The following is a 24,113-nucleotide window of genomic DNA, read 5'->3' on the forward strand; positions in this document are numbered from 1 at the left end:
CCCGCCATGACCGCAGAACCGCTGCTCGCCCCGGCTCCCCCCGCCGCGCGAGCCGCCCGAGACGCCGCGACCGCCCCCGCCGCCCGCCTCGGCACGACCACGTATGCCCCAACGACCTCCTACGCCTCAATCACCCCCGTCGTCGACGTCGACCTCGACGCCGATGCCGGCCCCCGTGCCGACGTCGAGGAGATCCTGCGCTCTCGACCGGGGCAGCAGTACGCCGGTGCAGCGCTCGAGCTGTACGGCACCGCGCCGGACCCCGGCGCCGAGCGGCGTCCTGTCGTGGGCTGCGTGATCCCCGCGTACAACGAGGAAGGGTCGATCGCACGCGTGCTCGAGGCGCTGCTGGCGCAGACCCGGCTGCCGGACGTCGTGCACGTGATCATCAACAACACGACCGACGACACGTTCTGGGTCGCCCGCGAGTTCGCGGGACGGCACGAGCGGCGCTACCGCGGCGAGACGATGACCTGCGACGTGCACGTCCACGACGTCGGCCGGCTCGCGGACCGGAAGGTGGGCGCGCTCAACACCGGCTTCCGGTTCGTCCAGGACTGCGACTACTTCCTCGGTGTCGACGGCGACACGATCCTGCACCGTCGCACGCTCGAGCGCCTGCTCGCCGAGATCCGGTCCGACCGGCGGATCGGCGGCATCAGCGCGGTCTACTCGATCGACTTCGACGAGGGTGCGGGGCTCGACGAGAAGTTCCTCATCGCGGGGCAGCGGCAGCAGTTCGCCGGCTTCAACCTCCTCAACCTCCTGCGCGGCCGGAACATGGCCGTCATCGGTGGTCAGTGCTCGATCTTCTCCGTCGAGGCGCTGACGACCGTCCGTGACACGTACCGGCAGGGCGGGCCCTGGGTCTCCGACTCCGAGGTCGAGGACTCCCTGCTCTCGCTCCAGCTCAAGAGCACGGGATTCTCGACGAAGATCAGCGCGTCCGCACGTGCCGACGTCGGTCCCATGCTCAGCCTCAAGTCCCTGGACGCGCAGCAGGTCAAGTGGAACTACGGCGCGATCGACCTCATGTGGCCGGGCCAGCGCGGAAACACCACGGGGCACCCGTTCCATCCCAACCTGCGCCTGCGGTGGCTCGAGAACTGGCAGATGCTGTTCAACCTGCTGGTGCGCGTCGGGTTCGTCCTGCTGCTCGCCGCCTCGCTGAGCATCGGCGCGTTCACCTTCTACTGGTGGTGGCTCCTGCCGCCCGCGGTCTCGATCCTGCTCAACGTGCGCATCGCCCTGACCATGAAGGACCGGACGGTGAAGGACCTGCTGTTCGCCCTGCTGTTCGTGCCGGGCGAGATCTACATGTGGATCCGGATCGGCCACTTCGTCCGTGCGTGGACGAAGTTCCTCTCCAGGCAGGAGGTCGACAACTGGGGTGCGCAAGCCGCAGCCGAGTCGGGCAGGGCCAACAACGACTACCTGCGCCCCGTCGTCTACGGCGTCGTGCTGCTCGCGCTCCTCGTCGTCGGATGGATGCAGCTCCCGCTGCTCGCCCAGGAGGTCGTGCTGTGGATCTCCTGGCCGGCACTGGCCGTGGTCGCCGCGCTGCAGTCGGTGGAGATGCTCGTCCGGCTCCTGCGCCGGCACCGTGGTTTCCGGGTCTGAGCCGCACCGCTGATCCCACCCGCCGCGGCGGTCGGCGCTCTCGTCGCGTCCTCCCTGGGACGCGGCGGGTCCGCCCGTGCCCCGCCCGTGCGCCGACAGCGAAAAGGCCTCGGACAGGGGCAGGATCGCCGCCCCCGCGCGGTTAGGGTCCAGTGACGACCCGCGGTCGGCGCATCCGCACCGCCGCCCCCACCTTCGATCAAGGAGCTGCACGTGAGCGAACCGATCGCGCGCACCGAGGCCAGCGGCCTCGGCCTGAACGACAGCATCTACAACCGGCTGCTCAAGGAGCGCATCATCTGGCTCGGCTCGGAGGTGCGCGACGAGAACGCGAACGCCATCTGCGCGCAGATGCTCCTCCTCGCCGCCGAGGACCCCGACGAGGACATCTTCCTCTACATCAACAGCCCCGGCGGCTCGATCACCGCGGGCATGGCCATCTACGACACGATGCAGTACGTCAAGCCGGACGTCGCCACGGTCGGCATGGGCCTCGCGGCCTCGATGGGCCAGTTCCTGCTCACCTCGGGCACCAAGGGCAAGCGCTACGCCACCCCGCACGCCCGCGTGATGATGCACCAGCCCTCGGGCGGTATCGGCGGCACGGCCACCGAGATCAAGATCAATGCGGAGCTCATCCTCCACATGAAGAAGGTCCTCGCCGAGCTCACGGCCGAGCAGACCGGCCAGCCGCTGGAGCGCATCAACTCCGACGCTGACCGCGACCGCTGGTTCACCGCCGCCGAGGCGCTCGAGTACGGCTTCATCGACCACGTGGTCGACAGCGCCGCGTCCGTCACCGGGTCCGGCGGCACCGCGTCCGACGACGACTCGTCCGACAAGTCCTGAGCCCCGCGACCACCAAAGGAGTCCGAATGAACCTCCCCATCATGGGCCGCGCCGGCTTCGCCCCGAACGGCTCCACCACGCAGATGCCCGGCGGGACCGCACCCCAGGGACCGTCCTCGCGCTACATCCTCCCGTCGTTCGAGGAGCGCACCGCCTACGGCTACAAGCGGCAGGACCCGTACGCCAAGCTCTTCGAGGACCGGATCATCTTCCTCGGCGTGCAGGTGGACGACGCCTCCGCGGACGACGTCATGGCCCAGCTCCTCGTCCTCGAGTCGCAGGACCCGGACGGCGTCATCACCATGTACATCAACAGCCCCGGCGGCTCGTTCACGGCGCTGACGGCGATCTACGACACGATGCAGTACATCAAGCCGGAGATCCAGACGGTCTGCCTCGGTCAGGCCGCCTCGGCCGCCGCCGTGCTGCTCGCCGCGGGCTCGCCCGGGCGTCGTCTCGCACTGCCGAACGCGCGCGTGATGATCCACCAGCCCGCGCTCGAGGGCGGCGGCTACGCGCAGGCCTCGGACATCGAGATCCACGCCAACGAGGTCCAGCGCATGCGTCAGTGGCTCGAGCAGACGCTCGCGCACCACACCTCGCAGGACATCGAGACCATCTCGCGCGACATCGAGCGCGACAAGATCCTCACCGCCCAGCAGGCGCTGGAGTACGGGATCGTCGACCAGGTGCTCGAGTCCCGCAAGAACACCGAGCCGGTGACCATCCAGAAGTAGTCCCGCGCGGCGCCCCCGGACCCGTCGGTCCGGGGGCGCCGTCGTGCGTACGGAGCCCTGCCCGACGCCGTCGCGAGGGTGCGTACGGAGGCTGCCCTTCGGCGTCGGGCACGTGCGCACGGAAGCCCGCCCGACGCCGTCGCGAGCGTTCGTACGGAGGCTTCCCTCCGGCGTCGGGCACCCGGGATCGCAGGCCGCGGTGGCGTGCGCGACGAGGCGCGCCGGGCAATCGCAGATGCCTACCTGGGCAAGCGTGTGCGAAGGTTGAGCCGAGAGCCGTACCCAGCGGCGAGCGGCCCCGGACCGCGAACGAGACAGGAGGACCCGATGGTGCGAACTGGACCTGCCACGGCGGACCTCCTCACCTGTTCGTTCTGCGGGAAGAGCCAGAAGCAGGTCAAGAAGCTCATCGGTGGCCCGGGCGTCTACATCTGCGACGAGTGCGTCGAGCTGTGCAACGAGATCATCGACGAGGAGCTGGCCGAGCTCGGCGAGTCGACGCTCGAGAACCTCCCCAAGCCGCGCGAGATCTTCGACTTCCTCGGCGAGTACGTGGTGGGTCAGGAGGACGCGAAGCGCGGGCTGGCGGTCGCGGTCTACAACCACTACAAGCGGATCCGCTCGCTCGACGAGAAGCCGGCGCCGGACGCGGTCGAGATCCAGAAGTCCAACATCCTCATGATCGGCCCCACCGGGACCGGCAAGACCTACCTCGCCCAGTCGCTCGCGAAGATGCTCGACGTCCCGTTCGCGATCGCCGACGCCACCGCGCTGACCGAGGCCGGCTACGTGGGCGAGGACGTGGAGAACATCCTCCTCAAGCTCATCCAGGCCGCCGACTTCGACGTGAAGAAGGCCGAGGGCGGCATCATCTACATCGACGAGATCGACAAGGTGGCCCGCAAGGCCGAGAACCCGTCGATCACGCGCGACGTCTCCGGCGAGGGCGTCCAGCAGGCGCTGCTGAAGATCATCGAGGGGACGTCTGCGGCAGTGCCGCCGCAGGGCGGGCGGAAGCACCCGCACCAGGAGTTCCTCCAGATCGACACGACCAACGTGCTGTTCATCGTCGCCGGTGCGTTCGCGGGGCTCGAGGACATCGTCAGCTCGCGCGTGGGACGGCACGGCATCGGGTTCGGAGCCGCGCTCAAGGGGACCGAGTCCGAGGCGGACCTGCTGAGCAAGGTCTCGCCCGAGGACCTGCACAAGTTCGGGCTCATCCCCGAGCTCGTCGGGCGCCTCCCCGTCACCGCGACCGTCAACGCGCTCACGCAGTCCGACCTCGTGACGATCCTGACCGAGCCGAAGAACGCCCTCGTCAAGCAGTACCAGCGCATCTTCGACCTCGACGGCGTCCAGCTCGAGCTCACCGACGAGGCGGTCGAGGCCGTCGCCGAGCTCGCGCTCGAGCGGGGGACAGGCGCGCGCGGCCTGCGGGCGATCATGGAGAGCGCGTTGCGCGAGACGATGTTCGACGTCCCCTCACGGGAGGACGTCGAGAAGGTCGTCCTCACCGGCGAGTCCGTCCGCAGCGGCCAGGCGCCGACCCTCGTGCTGCGCTCGAAGCGGCGTCGCCAGCAGCGCTCCGCCTGAGAGTTCCTGCCCGCCCTCGTTGACGGGACCAGGACATTCAACGAGGCGGACCCACAGTTCCATATCACCGTTGACCGACCGGCTTGGTCGCTGTTATGCTGCCGTCGTAGGCAACAGCGACGATGCCTAGTAAGGGGGAACTGTCAGATGCATGTCAACGGCGACAGGAACTGTTCAACGCATAGCGACGGTAGGGTCAAGTGGCGAAGAAGCATCATTCGAGCCGCAATCGCCGCCGCAGTTGGCGCGGGAGGAGTATTCGCGGTCGCGACACCTGCTAGTGCTGCGGTGGCAAAGGACGGGACTACACACTGCAACCCGGGGGCTCGTCCGGACGCGTACGTGCGGTACGAGGTGCGGGGCAACGCAAACGTACGCCCGCCGGGCAACGCAACAACGTACTTTGTCCGCTCCGGACGTCCTGCAAGCGAGTGGTGGAGTTCGGCGCGCCAGGGCATTGGTTCCGGAGGCTATTGGTACGTTTCGGGGCAATACTCTCTCGACGTGCCCGGCACCTACGGATACTGCTCGCCACCGTGATCAGGCCAGCTACTCGGGGCGTGCTCGGGGCATCGCTCGTTTTCCTACTCGCCGGGGCCACGGCGTGTGCGTCTGAGCAGGACGAATCAGGGAACGGAACCGAGGTGGCCACCGAATACTCTGGCACCGTTGCCGAGTACTACGGTGAGTTGGTCGAATGCATGGCAGACCGCGGCTGGGACTCCCGCGTGGAGATCGATCCCCAGTATGGCCGAATTATGGCAACGGATCCCGGTCGCGGGCGCTCGGACGCGGCACTCTCGGACGACACGTTCGCATGCACAGGGACGTTGGCGGCGGCACCCGTACTCGACTCGCCCGAACGCTACAGAGAGATCTATCCGATCCGTGTCGAACGGTACGAGTGCATGGTTGATGCGGACTTCCAGCCCGATCCACCTCCGTCGATCGAGACCTTCGTCGAGTCCGGGATGGGCGAGTCGCGGGCGTGGGAGCCGGTGTCCGGGCTTTCCGTGGGGGAGGCAATGCGAGCCGCAGAGGCGTGTCCGGTCGACCCGGACCAGTGGCTCTACTGATGGCGGCAGTTTCGCGGCGATGGCAGCATCCGCTCCCTCTTGTTGAATTCTGGCATCGGTGAGTGTGATGAATGCATGAGTGAACGCGGGTGGGACGGCCCGGCGTCGCTAGAGGGGGACGGGTGGTCGATCTGAGCGAGGAAGCCCGTCGTAGGCCGCGGCTGGTTGTCATCGTCCTGCTCGCGACGCTGTGCCTGGCCGCTGGCGCCGTCGTCGGCTGGGCGTTGCGGGAAGTGGTGGCACCGGCCAGCTCCGACGAAGAGGTGGAGGACCACACGGTCGTCGAGGTCGTTTACGGCGACGTCGGTTCCACACTGTCGCTGACGGCGAGCGCCTGGTGGCCCACCACTCCACTCGCCACGCCCGCCGCCACAGGAACTGTCACGGCGGTCGCGGCCGACCCCGGGGCACGCGTCGAGAGCGGAGATGTGGTGATCCGGGTCGACGAGCGGCCCGTGGTCGTCCTTGACGGCGCGGTGCCTGCATACCGCCTGTTGGCGGCCGGGGCCACGGGGGAGGACGTACGCCAGCTGCAGGTCTTCCTGGTCCGCGCCGGGTACCTGACCGGCGACCCGGACGGCACCTACGGCCCCACGACCGCCGCAGCGGTACGCGCGTGGCAGCGCGAGCTCGGCACCACCGTGACCGGCGAGGTGGCGGAGGGGTCTGTCATGTTCGTCCCGGGCCTGCCGGCACGTGTCCGCGCAGCCGAGGGCATCGACGTCGGAGTGCGCCTTGCCGGAGGTGAGTCCGTCCTCGAACGGTTCGAGGACGCACCGCGGATCGAGGTCGCGATTGCGGGGAACCAGGCCGACCTCGTGTCCGTCGGCTCGACGGTCGTGGTGGACGGACCGAGCTCGTGGTCCATGGTCGTCGACGCGGTGACGGAGGACGAGGCGGGCGGCCTTGTCGCGGTGCTGGCCGCTCCCGACGGCGGGCCGGCTTGCGGGACGACCTGCGGTGAGATTCCCGTCGAGGGGTTCACCACGTACCCCGCGTCGGTCGAGCTCGTCCCGTCGACGCCCGGCCCGATGGTGCCGGCGGCCGCGCTTGCCACTCGGGCGGACGGTTCCTACGTCGTCGTCGACGCGGGTGGGACCGAAGTACCGGTCGACGTGCTCGCGCAGGGCAGCGGCTACGCGGTCGTCGACGGCATCGAGCCCGGTGCCGAGGTACGGGTCCCCGGATGATGCTGGTGGCTGATGACATCGGCTTTGCCTACCCGCGATCCGCTCTCCTGTTCGACGGACTCGATCTCCGGGTGCCGGGCGGTGCGATGGTGGCGCTCACCGGTCGGTCGGGGACGGGCAAGTCAACCCTTCTCTACATGTTGGGGTTGATGGTGACGCCGACGGAGGGGCGGATCGTCGTCGACGGCAAGGTAGCCAGCGGCCTGAATGACGCAGCCCGGGCCCGGCTGCGAGCCGAACGATTCGGGTTCGTCTTCCAGGACGCGGCGCTCGACCCGACGCGGACCGTCCTGGACAACGTCGTTGAGCCCGCCCTTTACCGAGGGCACGATCCGCGTGCTGTTCGCGATGCTGCCGGCGACCTGCTCGACGAGCTCGGCGTCGACGTGCCGGTGGACCGCGTGCCAGGTCAGGTCTCCGGCGGACAGGCGCAGCGAATTGCGCTCGCTCGGGCACTGTTGCACAGGCCGTCGATCGTGCTCGCGGACGAACCGACCGGCAACCTCGACGACGAGTCCTCGGACACCGTGCTGCGCACGCTGCGCTCCCAGGCGGAACGGGGGGCGGCCGTCGTCGTCTCGACGCACGACGACCGAGCACGGGAGCACTGCGACCGGGAGCACGCGCTGTGACCGTGCGGGCGATCGTGCTGCTCCGCGAGGCGTGGGCCTGGGCGCGAGCCGAACGGATCGGCAGCATATTGACGGTGGTCCTCGTGGCCGGACTGTGCCTCTCCGTGCTCATGACGTCTGGACGGACGGTCGGCGTGGAGCAGCAGGTTCTCGCGACCATCGATGCCGCGGGCACCCGGACGATCGTGGTGCGGGCCGAGCCCGAAGCCGCCGTGACCTCAGACGCGGTCGAGCGGATCGCGGCAATCGGAACCGTCGAGCAGGTGGTGGGCTTCGGTCCGGCCCAGGACGTCCGTAGCGCGACCATCACTGGCGGTCCCGCCGTCGCCTCGCGGACGGTGCATGCCTCAGATCTCTCGGACATCCTCGGCCATCGCGCCGACGCGGTGCCCGGATCGATCCTGCTCACCGGCCGGGGCGCCCAGACACTGGGCCTGGCCGACGGCGTCGGCCCGGTCACGACCGCGAACGGGACCATCGCGGCCGTGGTCGGCACCGTCGATCGCCCCGAGTTCCTCGACGCTCTGGGCTCGACGGCCTATGTCGTGACCGATGAGCCTGGCCCACTCGCCATCGTCGTGGTGATCGCCGACGCCGTCGACGCCGTCGACCAGCTCGTCCCGGTCGTGCAGGCAGCCCTGATGACGCAGCAGCCCGGATCTGTCAACGTCACGACGTCCGAGGCGTTCGCGCAGGTACAGGCTGTCATCGGCGGACAGCTCGGCGGCTTCGGCCGAAGCCTCGTACTGGGAATCCTCCTCGCGCTCGGCGTCCTCGTCGCAGGGTTGCAGTACGGGGTCGTAATGATCCGGCGGAAGGACTTCGGTCGGCGCCGCGCGCTCGGTGCGTCCCGGCGGCTCATCGTAGGCCTGCTCCTGCTCAGGACGATGCTGTGCGCCGGTGTCGGAGCCCTGCTCGGAGCCACGACCGGGCTGGGCGTGACACGGGCACTCGGCGATCCCGCGCCGGGACTCTCGTTCGTCGTCGCCCTCATGGTGCTCGCGATCGCTGTGTGCGTCGTCGGAGCGATTGCACCAGCAATCGTCGCCTCGAGACGCGAACCCCTCGTCGAGCTTCGCGTCCCTTGACGGCGCCCAGGTCCAGCGGCCTCGGCGTACTTGAGGAGACGCCGATCGAGGCGGCGGACGCCGATCTGGACCAGACCCGGGACGCTGCGTCGGCACGCGTGAATGCTCGCGTGCACCTCGCCGCCGACTTCGGCGACAGCCAGTTTCTGTCAACCCCGGTTGACAGAGGGGCGGCTGTCAACGTAAGTTGACAGCATGAGTCGACACGACACGACCGTTGCGGCGCAGGACCCGGACCCAAGGACGGGGCTGAGGGGTGTGCGTGCCATGCGCGAGCTGGCGGACCGGCTCGAGATCCTGCAGGTGGATCGCGCACGGGATCTCGGGTGGTCGTGGCAGGAGATCGCCGACGAGCTCGGTGTGAGCCGCCAGGCCGCCCACAAGAAGCACGGCCGCGGACGCTGAGGAGGACCGGACATGTTCGAACGATTGACCACGGACACCAAGGCCGCCGTGACGCGCGCGCAGGAGGTGGCGCGGGAGACCGGTGCGGAGCGCATCGAGACCAGGCACGTCGCCGTCGGCGTGCTGGAGGCCGACGGCGACGCCGCCCGCGCGTTGTCCGGTCTCGGCGTCGACGTCGCGGCGTGCAGGTCCGCGCTGATCGGTCGGCCGCCCGGCGTGGACCCCGAGGCGCTCGCCTCGGTGGGCATCGACCTGGACGCGGTGCGCGGGGCGACTGACGAGGTCTTCGGGGACGGCTCGCTCGACCGTGCCGACCACGTCGCCCGGATCCGTGTCAGGCGACGCGGGCACATGCCGTTCGCGCCGGCCGCGAAGGACGCGCTCCGGGCGGCACTCCGTGAGGCGGTGCGCCTCGGTGACAAGGAGATCACCGACCGGCACCTCCTGCTCGCGCTCCTGCGGGACGGAGAGGTCGCGGTGGCGCTCGACGACGGGGTCGACCGCCCGACGCTGCGCTGCACGCTCGAGGGGCGGCCGCCGCGATGTAGGTCTCGGCGACGGTCCGGTGCTCGAGGTCCGGGGCCCGGGCACCGTCTGCGCGCTCGAGGGTTGTCGGTCTACCGTGACGGGCATGAGCGACGAGCGCACCCCCGAGCCGGACGACCTGCCCGAAGGGCTGCGCTCAGCCCGCGCGACGATCGACAACATCGACGCCGCCCTCATCCACCTGCTGGCCGAGCGGTTCCGCTGCACGCAGGCCGTCGGGCGGCTCAAGGCGGAGCAGGGGCTCCCGCCCTCGGACCCCGGACGTGAGGAGCGCCAGGTGGCCCGCCTGCGCGCGAAGGCCGAGGAGGCCGGGCTCGACCCGGTGTTCGCCCAGAAGTTCCTCGACTTCATCATCGCCGAGGTGATCCAGCACCACGAGAGCATCGCGGACGAGCACGGGCGACCCTGACCCGGTCCGTCACGCCGAGTCGCGACGGGGCCGGGCCGCGAACGCGCCTACGATCGTCCGTATGGACGCTCTCAACCTCCGCTACGGCAAGGGTTTCCCGATCGCCTTCATCGTGATCGGTGCGCTGCTCATCCTCACCGGCGTGCTCGGCGAACGGTGGATCTCGCTGTTCCCCGGCATCGTCATGCCGATCCTCGGGATCTTCATGCTCATCAACCCGATGGCGCGCATCGAGCCGCACGAGGCCCAACAGAGGAGCCCCATTGGCATCGTGACCAAGCGGTTCCCGCTGCGGGGCCCGGCCGACCTGCGCGCCGAGGAGAAGTACCTCGTGCACGTGCCGACCGGCAAGAAGGTGGCATCCATCGGCTTCATGTCGAACAAGGAGGACGTCGCCGCGATCCGCGCGCGGTACGGCGGCGGCCAGCCGGGGATGCCCCTGCAGGGAGCTCAGGCGCAGCAGCAGTACGGTCAGGGCGCTCAGGGAGGCCCGCAGCAGGGCTACGGACAGCCGCAGCAGGGCATGCCCCCGCAGGGTGCCCCGCAGCAGGCCTACGGCCAGCCCCAGGGTGCACCGCAGCAGGCGTACGGCGTGCCGGGCCAGCAGCCGTACGGCCAGCCGCAGCAGGGCGGCATGCCCCCGCAGGGCGCACCGCAGCAGCCGCAGCAGGGCGGCGCGCCCCAGCAGCCGCAGGCCGGCGAGCAGGGCGGCTACTGGCAGCCGGGTCCGCCGCAGCAGGGTTGAGCCGGCGCGGACTGACCGCGTCGCCTCGGCCCGCAGGGGCGCGGTCACCCGGCGTACGGCCGTGGCGGGCCGAGGAGCGTCCCTACGATGGTGCGCATGCTGGCGTTGACGTACCACCGCGTCGTCACGCGGATCGTCGCCGCCGTCGGGATCGTGACCGTCGTCGTCGGGATCGTGACCGTCGTCGTCGGGCTCGTGCTCGGCGAGAAGCTGGTGTGGGCGATCGGGCTCGGTGTCGCCGTCCTCGGTACCGCCTACGCGGTCGCCAAGCCGCTCGTCATCGTCCCGGGCGAGGTGCGGGTGCGCCCCGTACCGACGTCGATGCTCACGAGGAGATACCCGATCCGTTCGGGCAGCGACCTCCTCGCCGACGAGAAGGGCCTGTGGTACCTCCCGGACGGGACGCAGCTCGAGAGCTGGGGCCCCTGGTGGAACACGGACGAGGTCGCCGCGATCCGCGCCGAGTTCGGACCGCACCGACACCCCTGGGGAGCTGACGGCAGGGGCGCGCCGCGAAGCACGCCCCCGCCGCCCCACTACTTGGCGTAGATCTTCTCGATCTCGTCGGCGAACTTCTCGTGCACGGGCGCGCGCTTGACCTTCGACGACGGCGTGAGCAGGTCGTTCTCGAGCGTGAAGTCGGTGTCGAGGATCGTCACCTTGCGGATCGACTCGGCCCGGCTCACGGCCCGGTTCGTCCGCTCGACGGCGCGGTCGATGGCAGCGACCACGTCTGGGTGCTTCGCGGCCTCGGCCACGGTCATCTCCGGAAGGTCGTGGTTGGTCAACCACTGCGGGAGCATCTCGGCGTCGAGGGTGACGAGTGCGCCGATGAACGGCCGCCCCTCACCGACGACGACCACCTGCGAGACGATCGGGTGGCCGCGCAGCCGGTCCTCGAGCACGGCGGGGGCCACGTTCTTGCCGCCGGCAGTCACGATGATCTCCTTGGCGCGGCCGGTGATCGAGAGGTATCCGTCGTCGTCGATGGCGCCGAGGTCTCCCGTGCGGAACCAGCCGTCCTCGGTGAAGGCCTCCCGGGTGGCCTCCTCGTTCTCGTGGTACCCGCGGAACACGTGCGGGCCGCTGATCTCGATCTCGTTCGTCTCCGAGATCCGCACCGACGTGCCGGGGTAGGCGGGGCCCACGGTCCCGATCTTGATGCGTCCGGGCAGGTTGACCGAGGTGGGTGCGCCCGTCTCGGTCAGGCCGTAGCCCTCGAGGACGACGAGTCCCATGCCGCGGTAGAAGTGGCCGAGCCGTGTGCCGAGCGGCCCGCCGCCCGAGACCGCGTACTCCAGCCGGCCGCCCATGACCTCGCGCAGCGTGGAGAACACGAGCCGGTCGGCGACCTTGCGCTGGGCGGTGAGCACCCGCCCGAGACCCTGGCCCGACTCCTCCGCGCGCGACGCCCGCTCGGCGACCTTCGCGGCCCACCGGAAGATCCGGCGCCTCACGGTGGAGGCGGACGCCTTGGCGTCGGCGGAGTTGTAGACCTTCTCGAACACGCGCGGGACGGCGAGGAGGAAGGTGGGGGAGAAGCTCTGCAGGTTGGGTACGAGCTGCTTGATGTCCGGGCTGTGGCCGAGCACCGCCCCGGAGTGCACGCACAGGATCGAGACGAACCGGCCGAACACGTGCGCGAGGGGGATGAACAGGAGGGTGCGCGCGTCGTCGCCCGCCACCACGTGCCGGAGGTTGGGGTCCGCCACGCCGTTGGACACCAGCGCGACGAAGTTGCCGTGGGTCAGCTCGACGCCCTTGGGGCGCCCCGTGGTGCCGGAGGTGTAGATGATCGTGGCGAGGTCCGCACCCGTGCGTGCCGCCGTGCGGGCAGACACCTCCTCGTCGGGGACGTCGGCGCCGCGGCGGACGAGCTCGTCGATCGCACCGTCGGCGAGGACAAGCGTCTCGCGCAGCGCGGTCGCGCTCTCGGCGCCCTCGGCGAGGACGGCGCCGCGCTCGGCGTCGTCGACGAACGCCATGCTCACGCCGGCATCGGTGAGGATCCACTCGCACTGCTCCGCCGAGGACGTCTCGTAGATCGGCACGGGAACGGCGCCCGCGGTCCAGGCCGCGAAGTCCAGCAGCGTCCACTCGTACCGGGTGGGGGACATGATGGCGAGTCGGTCGCCGAGCTCGACACCCGAGGCGACGAGCCCCTTCGCCACCTCGAGGACCTGCCCGTGGAACTCGGCGACCGTCACCGGGTCCCAGCTCCCGTCGGCTCCGGCAACCTCGAACAGCGTGGCGGAGCCGTTGGCCGCGAGCCGCGCCTCGAGCAGGTGCGGGATCGTCGTCGACGCGTCGAACTGGCCGCGAGCCTCCGTGCTGGACATGGTCAGGGTCATCGCGTCCTCCGTGGTCGCAGTGGGGGCAGGGGCCGACGGTGGCCGAGGCGGTGCGAGCCGTCCCGCCTCGGCCGAGGGTACGTGCTCAGGCCGCAGGTTCGAGGGAGTGGTCGGTGACGGCCGTGGTGTCGGCGCCGTCGGTGATCGTCAGTTCGCCGCGCACCTTGGCGGCGTCGCGCAGGTCGCCCGCGACGGACCGGACGAAGTCCGCGTCCGCGGTCGGCACCGCGAGGGTGACCGCGGCGAACGGCACCTTCTGGGAGACCTTGGCCTCCGACTTCACCTTGCGAAGCGCGGCCAGCGCGCGGCCGGCGGCGGCCACGAGGCCCGCGTCGGCGTCCCCGGCGGCGGCGCGCAGCGCGTCGCCGGTGGGCCAGTCGGCCCCGTGCACGGACCCGTCGCGGTACCAGGTCCACACCTCGTCGGTCGCGAAGGGCAGGAAGGGGGCGAGGAGGCGCACGTACGTGTCGACGGCGAGCGCGAGGGCCGCGCGGGCGGACTCCTTGGCACCCGGCTCGGCGGTGCCCTCCCGGTCGTAGGCGCGCTCCTTGACGAGCTCGAGGTAGTCGTCGCAGAACGTCCAGAAGGACGACTCGGTGAGCTCGAGCGCCTTCGCGTAGTCGTAGGCGTCCAGCGCCCGCGTCGCGGCGGCCACCACGTCGGCGAGACCGGCGAGCATCGCCTGGTCGACGTCGTGGGTGACGAGCGCCGGGTCGAGATCGAGGTCCGCGTCCCCGCCCATGGTCAGGGCGAACTTCGAGGCGTTGAGGACCTTGATCGCCAGGCGACGGCCGATCTTCATCTGGGAGACCTCGAACGCCGTGTCGACCCCGAGCTTCGCGGAGGTCGCCCAGTAGCGCACCGCGTCGGAGCCGTGCTCCTCGAGCAGCCCCATCGGCGTGACGACGTTGCCCTTGGACTTGCTCATCTTCTTGCGGTCCGGGTCGAGGATCCAGCCCGAGATCGCGGCGTCGGTCCACGGCAGCCCGCCGAACTCGAGGTGCGCGCGCACGACCGACGAGAACAGCCAGGTCCGGATGATGTCGTGCCCCTGCGGGCGCAGGTCCATCGGGTACACGCGCTCGAAGAGGTCCTGGTCACGCAGCCAGCCGGCGGCGATCTGGGGGGTGAGCGACGAGGTCGCCCAGGTGTCGAGGATGTCCGGCTCGCCGACGAACCCGCCGGGCACGCCACGCTGCGACTCCTCGTATCCCGGCGCGGCGTCGGAGGTCGGGTCCACCGGCAGGGACGCCTCGTCCGGGACGATCGGGGACTCGTGGCGGACCTCGCCGTGCTCGTCGAGCGGGTACCACAGGGGGATCGGCACGCCGAAGAACCGCTGGCGGCTCACGAGCCAGTCGGAGTTGAGGCCGTCGACCCAGTTCTCGTAGCGCGAGTGCATGAAGCCGGGGTGGAAGTCGAGGTCACGGCCCCGCTCGAGGAGGTTCTTCCGGAGGTCGACCCCGTTCGTGTCCTCGTGCGCGCGCCCGCCGTTGCGGATGTACCACTGGCGGGAGGTGACGATCTCGAGCGGCTTGTCGCCCCGCTCGTAGAAGTTCGCCTTGCGCTGGGTCGGCGTCGGCTCGTCGAGGAGCTCGCCGGACTCCTTCGCGGCGGTGGCCACGGCCTCGCGGGCGGAGAACGTGGTCTTTCCGGCGAGCTGCTCGGCGTAGAGCTCGGCGCCGGAGCCGGTCAGCCACTCGGGGGTGGCGCGCAGCAGGCGGCCGTCGCGCCCCACCACGGCGCGCGTGGCGAGGTCGAGCTCGCGCCACCAGATGACGTCGGTGAGGTCGCCGAAGGTGCAGACCATGGCGATGCCCGTGCCCTTGTCCGCCTCGGCGGTCGGGTGGGCGAGGACGGGGACCTCGACGTCGAAGAGCGGGGTGCGCACGGTCCGGCCGAACAGGAAGCGGTAGCGCTCGTCGTCGGGGTGCGCGACGAGGGCGACGCAGGCCGGCAGCAGCTCGGGGCGTGTGGTCTCGATGACGACGTCGGCGCCCTCCTCGGTGTGGAAGGCGAGCTTGTGGTAGTGCCCGGGGTAGTCGCGGGCCTCGAGCTCGGCCTGGGCGACGGCGGTCTGGAACGTGACGTCCCACAGGCCCGGCGCCTCTGACTGGTAGGCCTCGCCACGGGCGAGGTTGCGCAGGAACGCGGTCTGCGAGGCGCGCTGGGCGTCGGCCCCGATGGTCTGGTACGTCTGGCGCCAGTCCACGGACAGGCCGAGGCGGCGGAAGACCTGCTCGAACGCCTCCTCGTCCTGAGAGGCCAGGCGCAGGCACAGCTCGACGAAGTTCTTCCGGCTCACCGGGACCTGGTCGGCGGCCTTGATCGACTTGCCGTCGGTGCCCTCGTGCGGGGGGACGAAGCCCTCGACGTAGGGCAGCGAGGGGTCGCAGCGCACGCCGTAGTAGTTCTGGACGCGCCGCTCGGTCGGCAGGCCGTTGTCGTCCCAGCCCATCGGGTAGAAGACCGACCGTCCGCGCATGCGCTGGTAGCGGGCGAGCACGTCGGTCTGCGTGTAGCTGAAGACATGGCCGACGTGCAGGGAGCCGGACGCCGTGGGCGGCGGGGTGTCGATCGAGAACACGTTCGCCCGCTCGGCGGTGCGGTCGAACTGGTAGGTGCCCAGCTCGCTCCACCGGGCGTCGTGCCGCTCCTCCAGGCCGTCCGTCCGTACCTTGTCCGGCGCCACGGGTGCGGGAAGGCGGGCAGGCGGCGGGGTGGCGGACGCAGTGCTCATGGTGGTCGATTGTTCCACGCGGCGAGCCGTGCCCGGGTGGGTCAGGAGGTGGTGGGCGCGATACCCGCGAGCTCCTCGACCAGCTCCCGGATCCGATCCCCGCCGGAGACCGGTCCTCCCGCTAGCAGCCCGTCGGCGCCGAGGACCACCGCCGACGGCGCGCCGAGGATCCCGAGTCGGCGGTACCCGCCGCGGGCGTCACCCTCGGTGACGCGGACGTCGACGTGGGGGAGTCGCCGGCGCCACTCGGGCAGCGCGGCGAGCAGGTACTCGCGCTCCCGGCCGATCAGTGGCATCCGTACGAGGAGCTGGGCGCGCTCGCGCGCGAGGTCGGTCAGCTCGACGGCGCGGCCGTCGACGACGATCTGACCCTTGGGGATCGGGCGGCGCAGGTAGGGGCGCCCGCCGCGGTCGGTGTCCCCGCCGTTGCCGGACAGACCCCACAGGTGGGCCACGAGGGCGACGGCGCCGGCCATGCCCAGCACGATCGGTGGGAGGTCGTCGATGGCCCACCACCCGCGGACCCCCGCGCCGACGGCGACCACCGCCGCGACGACTAGCGCGACGTTGAGGGTGAGGTGCGCCGGCCCGACGACGCGGTCGTCGTCCCAGCCGAAGCAGTGGCAGCCGAGCGGCTCCGGGGAGCGCCAGGCGCGCCACGAGACGACGAGGTAGGTGGCCGTGAGGACCGCGGCGGCGAGCGCCGGGACGACCAGCCACGGACCGGGGACGGTGACGAGGGCGAGGCCGACGACGATCTCGGCGACGGCGTGCAGCCGGATCGTCGCCGGGCGGTGGGTCCAGCGGGGAAGGCTCAGTGCCGCCAGCTGGGCGGGCGCCGGAGGACGGGCGACCTTGCCGGTGCCGGCCGCGAGCAGGACGACCGCGAGCACGACGACCGCGGCCCCGAGGAGGTGGTCGACGGCGGCCGCGGGCATGGGGGCACCCTAGTTCGGCGGGGCGGGCGCGTACGGGGAGGGTGCGGCGGCCGCGAGGTCCTCGACGAGCTGTGCGATCTCGCGCGGGCCGCGCACCGGTCCGCCGGCCGTGCGTCCGTCGGTTCCGAGGACGACGGCGAACGGGCGGTCCCGGCGAGGCAGCCCGAGGCGCGAGGGCCGGGGCTCGTCGAGGACGTGGATGTCGAGATGCGGGAGCCGGGTGCGCCACTCGGGGAGGACCCGGCTCAGGTGGCGCTGGTTCTCCGGGTCGCGGGGCGCCTGGACGAGGAGGACGTCGCGGCCGCGGAGGAGGTCGCCCGGATCGATCTCCTTGCCGTCGATCGTGGCGGGCCGGCCGTCGATGGTGGGCGCGCCGACGGGGTTCTCCCAGCGCCGGTACGTCCGGCCGCTCGCGGCGGCCATCGCGGGAAGGCGGCCCCGGTGGACGAGGACGGCGACCTCTCCGGCGACGAGGAACATGACGAACCCCCAGCGCACGGAGGAGTCCGCGGTGAACGACCATCCGCCGATCCCCGCCGCGACGGTCGCGACCGAGCAGATCAGCATGGCCACCGCGAGGAGCATGTGGCGCCGGTCGGCCGGGCGGTCGTCCCTCCAGCCCACGAGGTAGGCGGCTCCCAGCTCGGGCGCGCGGCGCGCGCGGACGACGGCGCACAGCGCGGCGAGGGAGACGACGGTGCTGATCCCACCCGCGAGGGCGAGGCCCCAACCGGAGGCGAGGAGGATTCCTGCGGCGAGCGCCACGGCCGCCGCGGCACGGAGCTCGGTGACGGACCGGCGACGCGCCCAGCCGGGGACGCCGAGCCGTGCGAGCCCGTCGTGCGACGGGTCCTTCCCGATCGAGAGGATCGCCGTCAGGAGCAGGGTGCAGGCGAGGAACGTGGACAGCGCCCCGAGGGCCGCGAGCGCGAGGTCGGTGTCCATGCCCGCAACCTAGCGACGAGGCGGTGCGCGGCGCCCGGGTCCCGGTGGGCCTCCCTCCCCGGTCAGAGGTCCCCGGTGTGCCCCGCGGCGACGGCCGCCATCTGTCGAGAGTGCGGCTCAGGCGCCGGTCACTACTGGTCGAGCGTGCGGCTCAGGCGCCGGCCGCGTCGACGACCTTGGCGAGCAGCGCGTGCAGCTGGGCTGACTCCGCCTCGTCGAGGGGGGCGAGCAGCTCGGCGCCGTGCGTGGCACGTGCGGCGGCGACCTCGTCGGCGAGACTCAGCCCGGCGTCGGTGGGCACGACGAGGATCGCGCGACGGTCGGTCGGGCTCGGCGTGCGGCGGACGAGGCCCTTGTCCTCGAGGGAGTCGACGACCTCGGTCGCCGAGCGCGGGGCGATGCGCAGCCGGGCAGCGACGTCGGCGAGGCGGGCGCCCCCGTCGGCGGAGATCGCGGCCCTCAGCGCACGGAACTCGTGGGGCGAGGGGCCGTGCGGCTCGAGCGTCTCCATCCACCGGCGGCGGACCTGGCGGGCGGCCCGGACGATGAGCTCGTAGGTGTCGGGCTCGTGGGAGTGCGCGTGGCCGGCGCCGTGCCCGTGCTCGGCATCGTGGGTGTGGCCGCCCGGGTGCTTGTGGGCGGGCGGGTGCGCGTGCCCACCAGGTGCTCGCTCAGCCGGGCTCGCGGGCTCCTTGGGGGACGTTCGGCGGTTCACGGGAATATCGTAGCCCCCTGGCGAGTTACCCTCATCGTGAGGTAACCTCACCATATGGCTCCGGCGTGGCCGTCACCCCGCCGTCGAGCCCGACGTCTCCTACAGCACAGGAGGTGGTGCGCCATGGCAGCACCCCAGAACTTCTCCACCCATACGTCCACGTCCACCTCGACCGGCCGCCGCGGCGGCACCCGCGGATCCCGCGGCGCCGACGGCCCCGAGATGCCCGGTGGCCCGGGCGGCCCCGGCGGCCACGGTGCGCCCGGCGGCTCGACCGGGCTCGGTGGCCCCGGGGGCAGGGTCGCCCAGCTCGACCCCGCCGACAAGGCCCAGCTCGACGAGCACCCGGTCAGCCTGCGCCGCATCGGCGCCCTCTTCTCGCCCTACCGCGGCACGATCGCCACGGTCATGGTGCTCATCGTCGCGACCTCGCTCGTGGGCCTCGCGACCCCGTTCATCACCCGGAGCCTCATCGACGACGCGATCCCGCACCAGGACGTCCCCCTCCTGCTCTGGCTGGTGGGCGGGCTCCTGGCGGTCACGGTCGTCACCGCGATCCTCGGCGTCGTGCAGACCTGGATGTCCACCACGGTGGGGCAGCGAGTGATGCACGGGCTGCGCACGGACGTCTTCAGCCACCTGCAGCGGCAGTCGGTCGACTTCTTCACCCGCACGCGCGGCGGCGAGGTCCAGGCCCGGCTCACCCAGGACATCCAGGGCATGCAGTCCGTCGTCACCTCGACCGCCACGTCGATGGCGACCAACGTGACGACCGCGATCGGCACCGCCGTCGCGATGGTCGCCCTGTCCTGGCAGCTCTCGCTCCTCTCGCTCGCGGTGCTCCCGCCCGCGATCTGGCTCACGCGCCGGGTCGCGATCCTGCGCCGCGAGATCACCACGCGTCGCCAGCGGGCGATGGCCGACCTGCAGAGCCAGGTCGACGAGTCGCTGTCCGTCAGCGGCATCACGCTCGGCAAGATCCTCGGCACCGGCCCGGCCGCGTCGGCGACCTTCGCGACCACGTCGCAGCAGCTCGCGGACCTCGAGGTGCGCTCGCAGCTCGCGGGCCGCTGGCGCATGGCGAGCCTGAGCGTCGTCTTCGCCGCGATCCCCGCGCTCATCTACCTCGTCGCGGGTCTCCCGGCCACGTCGGGCGGGATGACGATCGGTACGCTCGTCGCCTTCACGGCCCTGCAGTCGCAGCTGTTCCGCCCGCTCATGGGCGTGCTCAACGTCGGCGTCCAGGTCGTCACCTCGCTCGCGCTGTTCAGCCGCGTGTTCGAGTACCTCGACCTCGTCGTCGAGATCGACGACCCCGCCGAGCCGGTCGAGATCGACCCCGGCGCCGTCGCGGGCCACGTCCGCCTCGAGGGCGTCGAGTACCGGTACCCCGGCTCCGAGACCCCGGCGCTCACGGGCATCGACCTCGACGTGCCCGCCGGGTCGTCCCTCGCCCTGGTCGGGCACACGGGCTCCGGCAAGTCGACACTCGGCTCGCTCGTCGCGCGCCTCGCGGACCCGAGCGAGGGCCGCGTGACCATCGACGGCGTGGACCTGAGGGACATGGCGCTCGCCGACCTCGCCTCCGTGGTCGGCGTCGTCTCGCAGGAGACCTACCTCCTGCACACGACGATCCGCGAGAACCTGCGCTACGCCCGTCCGGACGCCACGGATTCCGAGATCGAGTCCGCCGCCCGCGCCGCCCAGGTCCATGACCTCATCGCCGGGCTGCCCGACGGCTACGACACCGTGGTCGGCTCGCGCGGCCACCGGTTCTCCGGCGGCGAGAAGCAGCGCATCGCGATCGCCCGCACGATCCTGCGCGATCCCCGCGTCCTCGTCCTCGACGAGGCGACCTCCGCGCTCGACACGGGCACGGAGCGGGCCGTCCAGGAGGCGCTCGACATGCTCGCGCAGGGACGGACGACGATCACGATCGCCCACCGGCTCTCGACGATCGCCGACGCCGACCAGATCGCCGTGCTCGACCACGGGCGGGTCGTCGAGCGCGGCACACACGCCGAGCTCGTCTCCGCCGGCGGCGCGTTCGCGGCGCTCGCGGGCGCCCAGCAGGAGCTGGTCGAGGCCTGAGGGTCAGTCCCCGGACAGCTCGGCGTCGCGGGTCATCACCGCGTTCGCGCCGGACACGACGGCGGCGGGGAAGCCGGCGGCGTCGAGTGCGACCATCCCGGCGACCGTCGTGCCGCCGGGCGAGCACACCCGGTCGACGAGGTCCTGCGGGCTCGTGCCCTCGGCGGCGAGCTCGCGCGCCAGCGTGCCGGCGCCCGCGGCGGCCTGGGCGGCGATCCGCACGGCCTGGGCCTTCGGCATCCCGGCCGCCACCGCCGCGCGGGCGAGGGAGTCGATCAGCTGGAACACGAACGCGGGGGAGGACCCGGCGATCGCGGTGAACGCGCCGAACAGGTGCTCCTCGAGCACCTCGGCGGTGCCGACGGCCTCGAACAGGTCGACGACGGCGGACACCTGCTCCTCGGTGGTCGCCTCGTTCCCGCAGACGGCCGCGGCGCCGACCCCGACCTGGGCCGCGACGTTCGGCATCACGCGCACCACCGGGTGGCCGTCCGGGACGGCGGCGGTGAGGGTGGACAGCTGGAGGCCGGCCGCGATCGAGACGACCGGAGCCCCCGTCTCGGCCAGTGCCTCGCGGACCTGGTCGAGCACACCGAGGACGACGTGCGGCTTGACCGAGACGACCACGAGCCCGCCGGGACCGACCTCGCGAACGAGGGCTGCGGCGTCGGGCACGGCCGTGCCGCCCACCCCGGAGGCGAGGCGTTCCGCCGCGGCGGGGACCACGTCGGTGACGACGATGTCCCGCTCGCCGCCCGATGCGGCGACCCCGTGGGCGATGGCCGAGGCCATGGCCCCCGAGCCGATGAAACCGATCCGCATGTCCGTCTCTCCTTCGCTGGTCCCCGCGCGCTGCCGAGGGCTCCATGATGGACCCATGAGCACGCCGATCTCAGCGCCGACCACCCCCGACAGCCCGCGCGCCCTCGTCACCGGGGCCTCCTCCGGCATCGGCCGGGCCACGGCCGTCCACCTCGCACGCGCCGGCTACCGCGTGGTCGCCACCGCCCGCCGCGCCGACCGCCTCGCCGCCCTCGCCGAGGAGATCGGCTGCGACACGTTCGTCGCCGACCTCACCGTCCAGGCCGACGTCGACGCGCTCGCCGCCCACGTCATCGCCGGCGGCCCGCTCACCTCGCTCGTCAACAACGCCGGCGGGGCCGTCGGCGCCGACCGGGTCGAGGACGGCGACCCGGCGGACTGGGCGCGGATGTACGACCTCAACGTGCTCACCACCCTGCGGGTGACCCGGGCGCTGCTGCCGCACCTGCGCGCGGACGGCGGCGGGGACGTCCTCGTCGTCACCTCGACGGCCGCGACCGGCACCTACCCCGGCGGCGCCGGGTACACCGGCGCCAAGCACGCGGCCCGGATGATCGTCGACACGCTCCGGCTCGAGCTCATGGGCGAGCCGATCCGCGTCCTCGACATCCAGCCGGGGATGGTCGCCACTCCGGAGTTCTCCGTCAACCGTTACCGGGGCGACGCGGCGGCCGCCGCCAAGGTCTACGAGGGTGTGGCCGAGCCGCTCACCGCCGACGACGTCGCCGACGTCATCACGTTCGCCCTCACCCGGCCGGCGCACGTCAACCTCGACTCGATCGTCATCCGGCCGCGCGCGCAGGCGACCCACACGCTCGTGCACCGGGAGCTCTGAGCGGGTCCGATCACTGCGTCGGCGACAGGTCCGGCTCGATGGGGTTGGACGCGAGCACCTCGCCGGTCGTCCCGTCCAGGAGCACGCGCCACAGGCCGCCGTCCTCCCGCAGGACGCCGACGGCGAGGATCGGTCGGTCGGCGATGACCTGCTCGATGCCCGAGATCTGGCCCGGGACCGTCTCGGTCGCGGTGGTCGCGGCATCCGTGGCGGTCAGGCCCCACCCGGCGAGGATCGCGTCGTCGCTCGGCTCGATCTCCGGCCCCCATGAAGGCTCGTGCGACTCCGACAGGTGAAGCACGCCGATCTCGAGCTGCCCGGCCGCGGGGTCGCCGACGGTGCGGACGTACCACGTCGGCGGCTCGCCGGCCTGCGGCGCGATCGTCAGGACGGCGACCTGGCCGGTCGCCTCGAGCGCGGATGCTTCGATGGAGGCGACGTCGTCGACCGAGAGGGGGCGGCTGCCCGCCTGGCCCAGCGCGAGGTCGATGGCCGACAGGGTGCTCGGGTCGATGCCGAGCTCGGCGGCCGGGTCGCCGCCGGTGTCGTCGGGCTCCTCGGCGGACGGTGCATCATCCGCGGCGCCGTCGTCGGTGCCCCCGTCGTCGCCGTCCTCGGACCCGTCCGTGGCACCCGGGGCGTCCTCCTCCGTGCTGCCGGCCGCACCTCCGTCCTCGGGTGCGTCCGCGGACGGTGACCCCTCGGGCTCGGCGGGCGCCATCGGTGTCGACTCGGGGGCGTCGGGCTCGGCCGCGATCGGGTCGTCCTCGCCCCCGGAGCAGGCGGCGACGCCGAGGGCGGAGGCGAGGACGAGCGCGGTCAATGTCCGGATCGGGCGGGTGGTCACGCGGGTGCGCGTCGACGAGCTCATGCGACGACGGTAGAAAGAACGGTGTCGGGGGTCACCATCGTCGAACGGGTACTTCAGCCCGTGTGTTCGCAGGTCGGAACGGAGCAGCCCGGTCAGGGCGCCGAGGTCAGGCCGTCGGAGCGTCGGGGGCGTCGTCCGGCGCGTGCGGGGCCGGGACAGCGCCCTTGTCCTGCTCCCCGTCCACCGGCCCGTCGGGGTGCACCTGCCCCGGGTCGTGCTCGGGGGTGACGACGTTGAGGACCTCGCCGGTCACCGCGTCGATCCCCACGCGCACGACGCTGCCGTCGTCGGCGTGGATGCCGACGAGAACGACCGACGCGGGCTCCTCCGGCGGCATGACGACGAGCACCTCGCCCGGGTGGATGGCGAGCGCGGTCTCGGCCGCCTCGGAGGCCTGGACCCGCCAGCCCTGGACGACGTCGAGGGCCTCGGTCCCACCGGCCTCCTCCTCGGTCAGCGGGTAGGTCTCCGCGTCGGCGGGGTCGACCCGTCCGTCGACGATCGCGGTCAGGCCCATCTCGTCGTCGGACGCGGTCCAGGCGTCGAAGGCATCGTGGGAGCCCGTGTCGTCAGGGTTGATGCCGAGGTGGATGTCGTGCCCGGTGTGGTCGAGCACCTGCTCCTCGATCGCCCGGAGCTCGTCGAGCGTCAGGGACGGGACGGTCTCCTCGGTCTCGAGGAGCAGCGCGTCGATCGTGTCGAGCGCGGTGGGGCCGAGGTCGAGGACGTCGTCGGTGTCGGGGTACGACTGCGTCGGACCGTCGGGGCCCGCGGTCGGGGCGTCCGGCGGGACGGTGCCGACGGGGTCCCCGCCGGCGCAGGCCCCGGCGAGCGCGGCGACGAGGAGGAGGGCGGGGGCGCTACGGCTGAGGCGGGTCGTGGGGGACATGGCGTCAAGGTAGGCGTGCGAGCGGT

At 71.8% G+C, this 24,113-nt stretch carries 22 protein-coding genes and 1 pseudogene; 15 read left to right on the forward strand and 8 right to left on the reverse strand.

Translation table 11 applies throughout. From position 1 onward, the window contains the following. The first annotated feature begins 6 nt into the window (after positions 1-6). The 13 genes and pseudogenes from ACZLMO_RS08345 (at position 7) to ACZLMO_RS08405 (ending at position 11,439) form a co-directional block, all read left to right on the forward strand. Positions 7-1,620 (forward strand): glycosyltransferase family 2 protein, encoded by a 1,614-nt coding sequence (locus tag ACZLMO_RS08345; protein ID WP_463653466.1) that lies wholly within the window; start codon positions 7-9, stop codon positions 1,618-1,620. Positions 1,621-1,833: 213 nt separating this feature from the next. Continuing rightward, positions 1,834-2,469: an ATP-dependent Clp protease proteolytic subunit gene (locus ACZLMO_RS08350; protein ID WP_463653467.1), complete on the forward strand. Its 636-nt coding sequence runs from the start codon at positions 1,834-1,836 to the stop codon at positions 2,467-2,469. 83 nt (positions 2,470-2,552) lie between these two features. Then, the gene (locus ACZLMO_RS08355) at positions 2,553-3,206 is read left to right on the forward strand and encodes an ATP-dependent Clp protease proteolytic subunit (RefSeq protein ID WP_463653552.1); all 654 of its coding nucleotides are present in this window, start codon (positions 2,553-2,555) and stop codon (positions 3,204-3,206) included. Between the two features lie 327 nt (positions 3,207-3,533). Then, positions 3,534-4,799: an ATP-dependent Clp protease ATP-binding subunit ClpX gene (gene clpX, locus ACZLMO_RS08360; protein ID WP_463653468.1), complete on the forward strand. Its 1,266-nt coding sequence runs from the start codon at positions 3,534-3,536 to the stop codon at positions 4,797-4,799. Between the two features lie 644 nt (positions 4,800-5,443). Then, on the forward strand, positions 5,444-5,875 hold the full coding sequence (locus tag ACZLMO_RS08365) for a hypothetical protein (protein ID WP_463653469.1): 432 nt from the start codon (positions 5,444-5,446) through the stop codon (positions 5,873-5,875). A 122-nt stretch (positions 5,876-5,997) separates the two neighbouring features. Next, a complete protein-coding gene (locus ACZLMO_RS08370) occupies positions 5,998-7,065 on the forward strand; it encodes a peptidoglycan-binding domain-containing protein (RefSeq protein WP_425714886.1) in 1,068 nt (355 codons plus the stop codon). Then, entirely contained in the window at positions 7,065-7,697 is a 633-nt protein-coding gene (locus ACZLMO_RS08375) for an ABC transporter ATP-binding protein (RefSeq protein WP_463653553.1), read from the forward strand. Before ACZLMO_RS08370 ends, ACZLMO_RS08375 begins: the two co-directional genes overlap by 1 nt. After that, positions 7,694-8,785 (forward strand): ABC transporter permease, encoded by a 1,092-nt coding sequence (locus ACZLMO_RS08380; RefSeq protein WP_425714884.1) that lies wholly within the window; start codon positions 7,694-7,696, stop codon positions 8,783-8,785. The genes ACZLMO_RS08375 and ACZLMO_RS08380 overlap by 4 nt, the downstream gene beginning before the upstream one ends. Before the next feature lie 195 nt (positions 8,786-8,980). After that, positions 8,981-9,190 (forward strand): RNA polymerase subunit sigma-70, encoded by a 210-nt coding sequence (locus ACZLMO_RS08385; protein WP_425714883.1) that lies wholly within the window; start codon positions 8,981-8,983, stop codon positions 9,188-9,190. A gap of 12 nt (positions 9,191-9,202) precedes the next feature. Further along, positions 9,203-9,649, forward strand: a pseudogene (locus tag ACZLMO_RS08390) (Clp protease N-terminal domain-containing protein); the annotation flags it as partial. Positions 9,650-9,821: 172 nt separating this feature from the next. Beyond that, positions 9,822-10,145, forward strand: a complete 324-nt coding sequence (locus ACZLMO_RS08395; protein WP_425714882.1) for a chorismate mutase — start codon at positions 9,822-9,824, stop codon at positions 10,143-10,145. A gap of 61 nt (positions 10,146-10,206) precedes the next feature. After that, on the forward strand, positions 10,207-10,890 hold the full coding sequence (locus ACZLMO_RS08400) for a hypothetical protein (RefSeq protein ID WP_425714881.1): 684 nt from the start codon (positions 10,207-10,209) through the stop codon (positions 10,888-10,890). Between the two features lie 96 nt (positions 10,891-10,986). Continuing rightward, a complete protein-coding gene (locus ACZLMO_RS08405; protein WP_425714880.1) occupies positions 10,987-11,439 on the forward strand; it encodes a hypothetical protein in 453 nt (150 codons plus the stop codon). Here ACZLMO_RS08405 and ACZLMO_RS08410 read toward each other — a convergent pair. The 5 genes from ACZLMO_RS08410 to ACZLMO_RS08430 all read right to left on the reverse strand — a co-directional run bounded on the left by ACZLMO_RS08410 (position 11,427) and on the right by ACZLMO_RS08430 (position 18,579). Then, entirely contained in the window at positions 11,427-13,241 is a 1,815-nt protein-coding gene (locus ACZLMO_RS08410) for an AMP-dependent synthetase/ligase (protein WP_425714879.1), read from the reverse strand. The two genes, ACZLMO_RS08405 and ACZLMO_RS08410, sit on opposite strands and share 13 nt — an antisense overlap. 85 nt (positions 13,242-13,326) lie before the next feature. Next, on the reverse strand, positions 13,327-15,981 hold the full coding sequence (gene valS, locus ACZLMO_RS08415) for a valine--tRNA ligase (protein ID WP_463653470.1): 2,655 nt from the start codon (positions 15,979-15,981) through the stop codon (positions 13,327-13,329). A gap of 41 nt (positions 15,982-16,022) precedes the next feature. Continuing rightward, positions 16,023-16,919 (reverse strand): MauE/DoxX family redox-associated membrane protein, encoded by an 897-nt coding sequence (locus ACZLMO_RS08420; protein ID WP_463653471.1) that lies wholly within the window; start codon positions 16,917-16,919, stop codon positions 16,023-16,025. 9 nt (positions 16,920-16,928) lie between these two features. Continuing rightward, positions 16,929-17,864 (reverse strand): hypothetical protein, encoded by a 936-nt coding sequence (locus tag ACZLMO_RS08425; protein ID WP_463653472.1) that lies wholly within the window; start codon positions 17,862-17,864, stop codon positions 16,929-16,931. A gap of 151 nt (positions 17,865-18,015) precedes the next feature. Further along, complete coding sequence (locus ACZLMO_RS08430; RefSeq protein ID WP_463653473.1) at positions 18,016-18,579, reverse strand: MarR family winged helix-turn-helix transcriptional regulator; 564 nt, start codon at positions 18,577-18,579, stop codon at positions 18,016-18,018. A gap of 222 nt (positions 18,580-18,801) precedes the next feature. Between ACZLMO_RS08430 and ACZLMO_RS08435 the strand changes: the two genes are divergently transcribed. Beyond that, the gene (locus ACZLMO_RS08435; protein ID WP_463653554.1) at positions 18,802-20,670 is read left to right on the forward strand and encodes an ABC transporter ATP-binding protein; all 1,869 of its coding nucleotides are present in this window, start codon (positions 18,802-18,804) and stop codon (positions 20,668-20,670) included. A 3-nt stretch (positions 20,671-20,673) separates the two neighbouring features. Here the strand turns inward: ACZLMO_RS08435 and proC are convergent, their stop codons facing one another. Continuing rightward, on the reverse strand, positions 20,674-21,492 hold the full coding sequence (gene proC, locus ACZLMO_RS08440) for a pyrroline-5-carboxylate reductase (RefSeq protein WP_463653474.1): 819 nt from the start codon (positions 21,490-21,492) through the stop codon (positions 20,674-20,676). Between the two features lie 55 nt (positions 21,493-21,547). Between proC and ACZLMO_RS08445 the strand changes: the two genes are divergently transcribed. Then, on the forward strand, positions 21,548-22,327 hold the full coding sequence (locus ACZLMO_RS08445; RefSeq protein ID WP_425714873.1) for an SDR family NAD(P)-dependent oxidoreductase: 780 nt from the start codon (positions 21,548-21,550) through the stop codon (positions 22,325-22,327). A 10-nt stretch (positions 22,328-22,337) separates the two neighbouring features. Here ACZLMO_RS08445 and ACZLMO_RS08450 read toward each other — a convergent pair whose 3' ends face one another. Next, positions 22,338-23,198 carry a hypothetical protein gene (locus ACZLMO_RS08450; protein ID WP_463653475.1) on the reverse strand — a complete coding sequence of 287 codons (861 nt, stop codon included), beginning with the start codon at positions 23,196-23,198 and terminating at the stop codon, positions 22,338-22,340. Positions 23,199-23,304: 106 nt separating this feature from the next. Further along, complete coding sequence (locus tag ACZLMO_RS08455) at positions 23,305-24,087, reverse strand: hypothetical protein (protein ID WP_463653476.1); 783 nt, start codon at positions 24,085-24,087, stop codon at positions 23,305-23,307. Between the last annotated feature and the right edge of the window lie 26 nt (positions 24,088-24,113).

The sequence above is a fragment of the Georgenia sp. G2120 genome, from assembly GCF_055326485.1.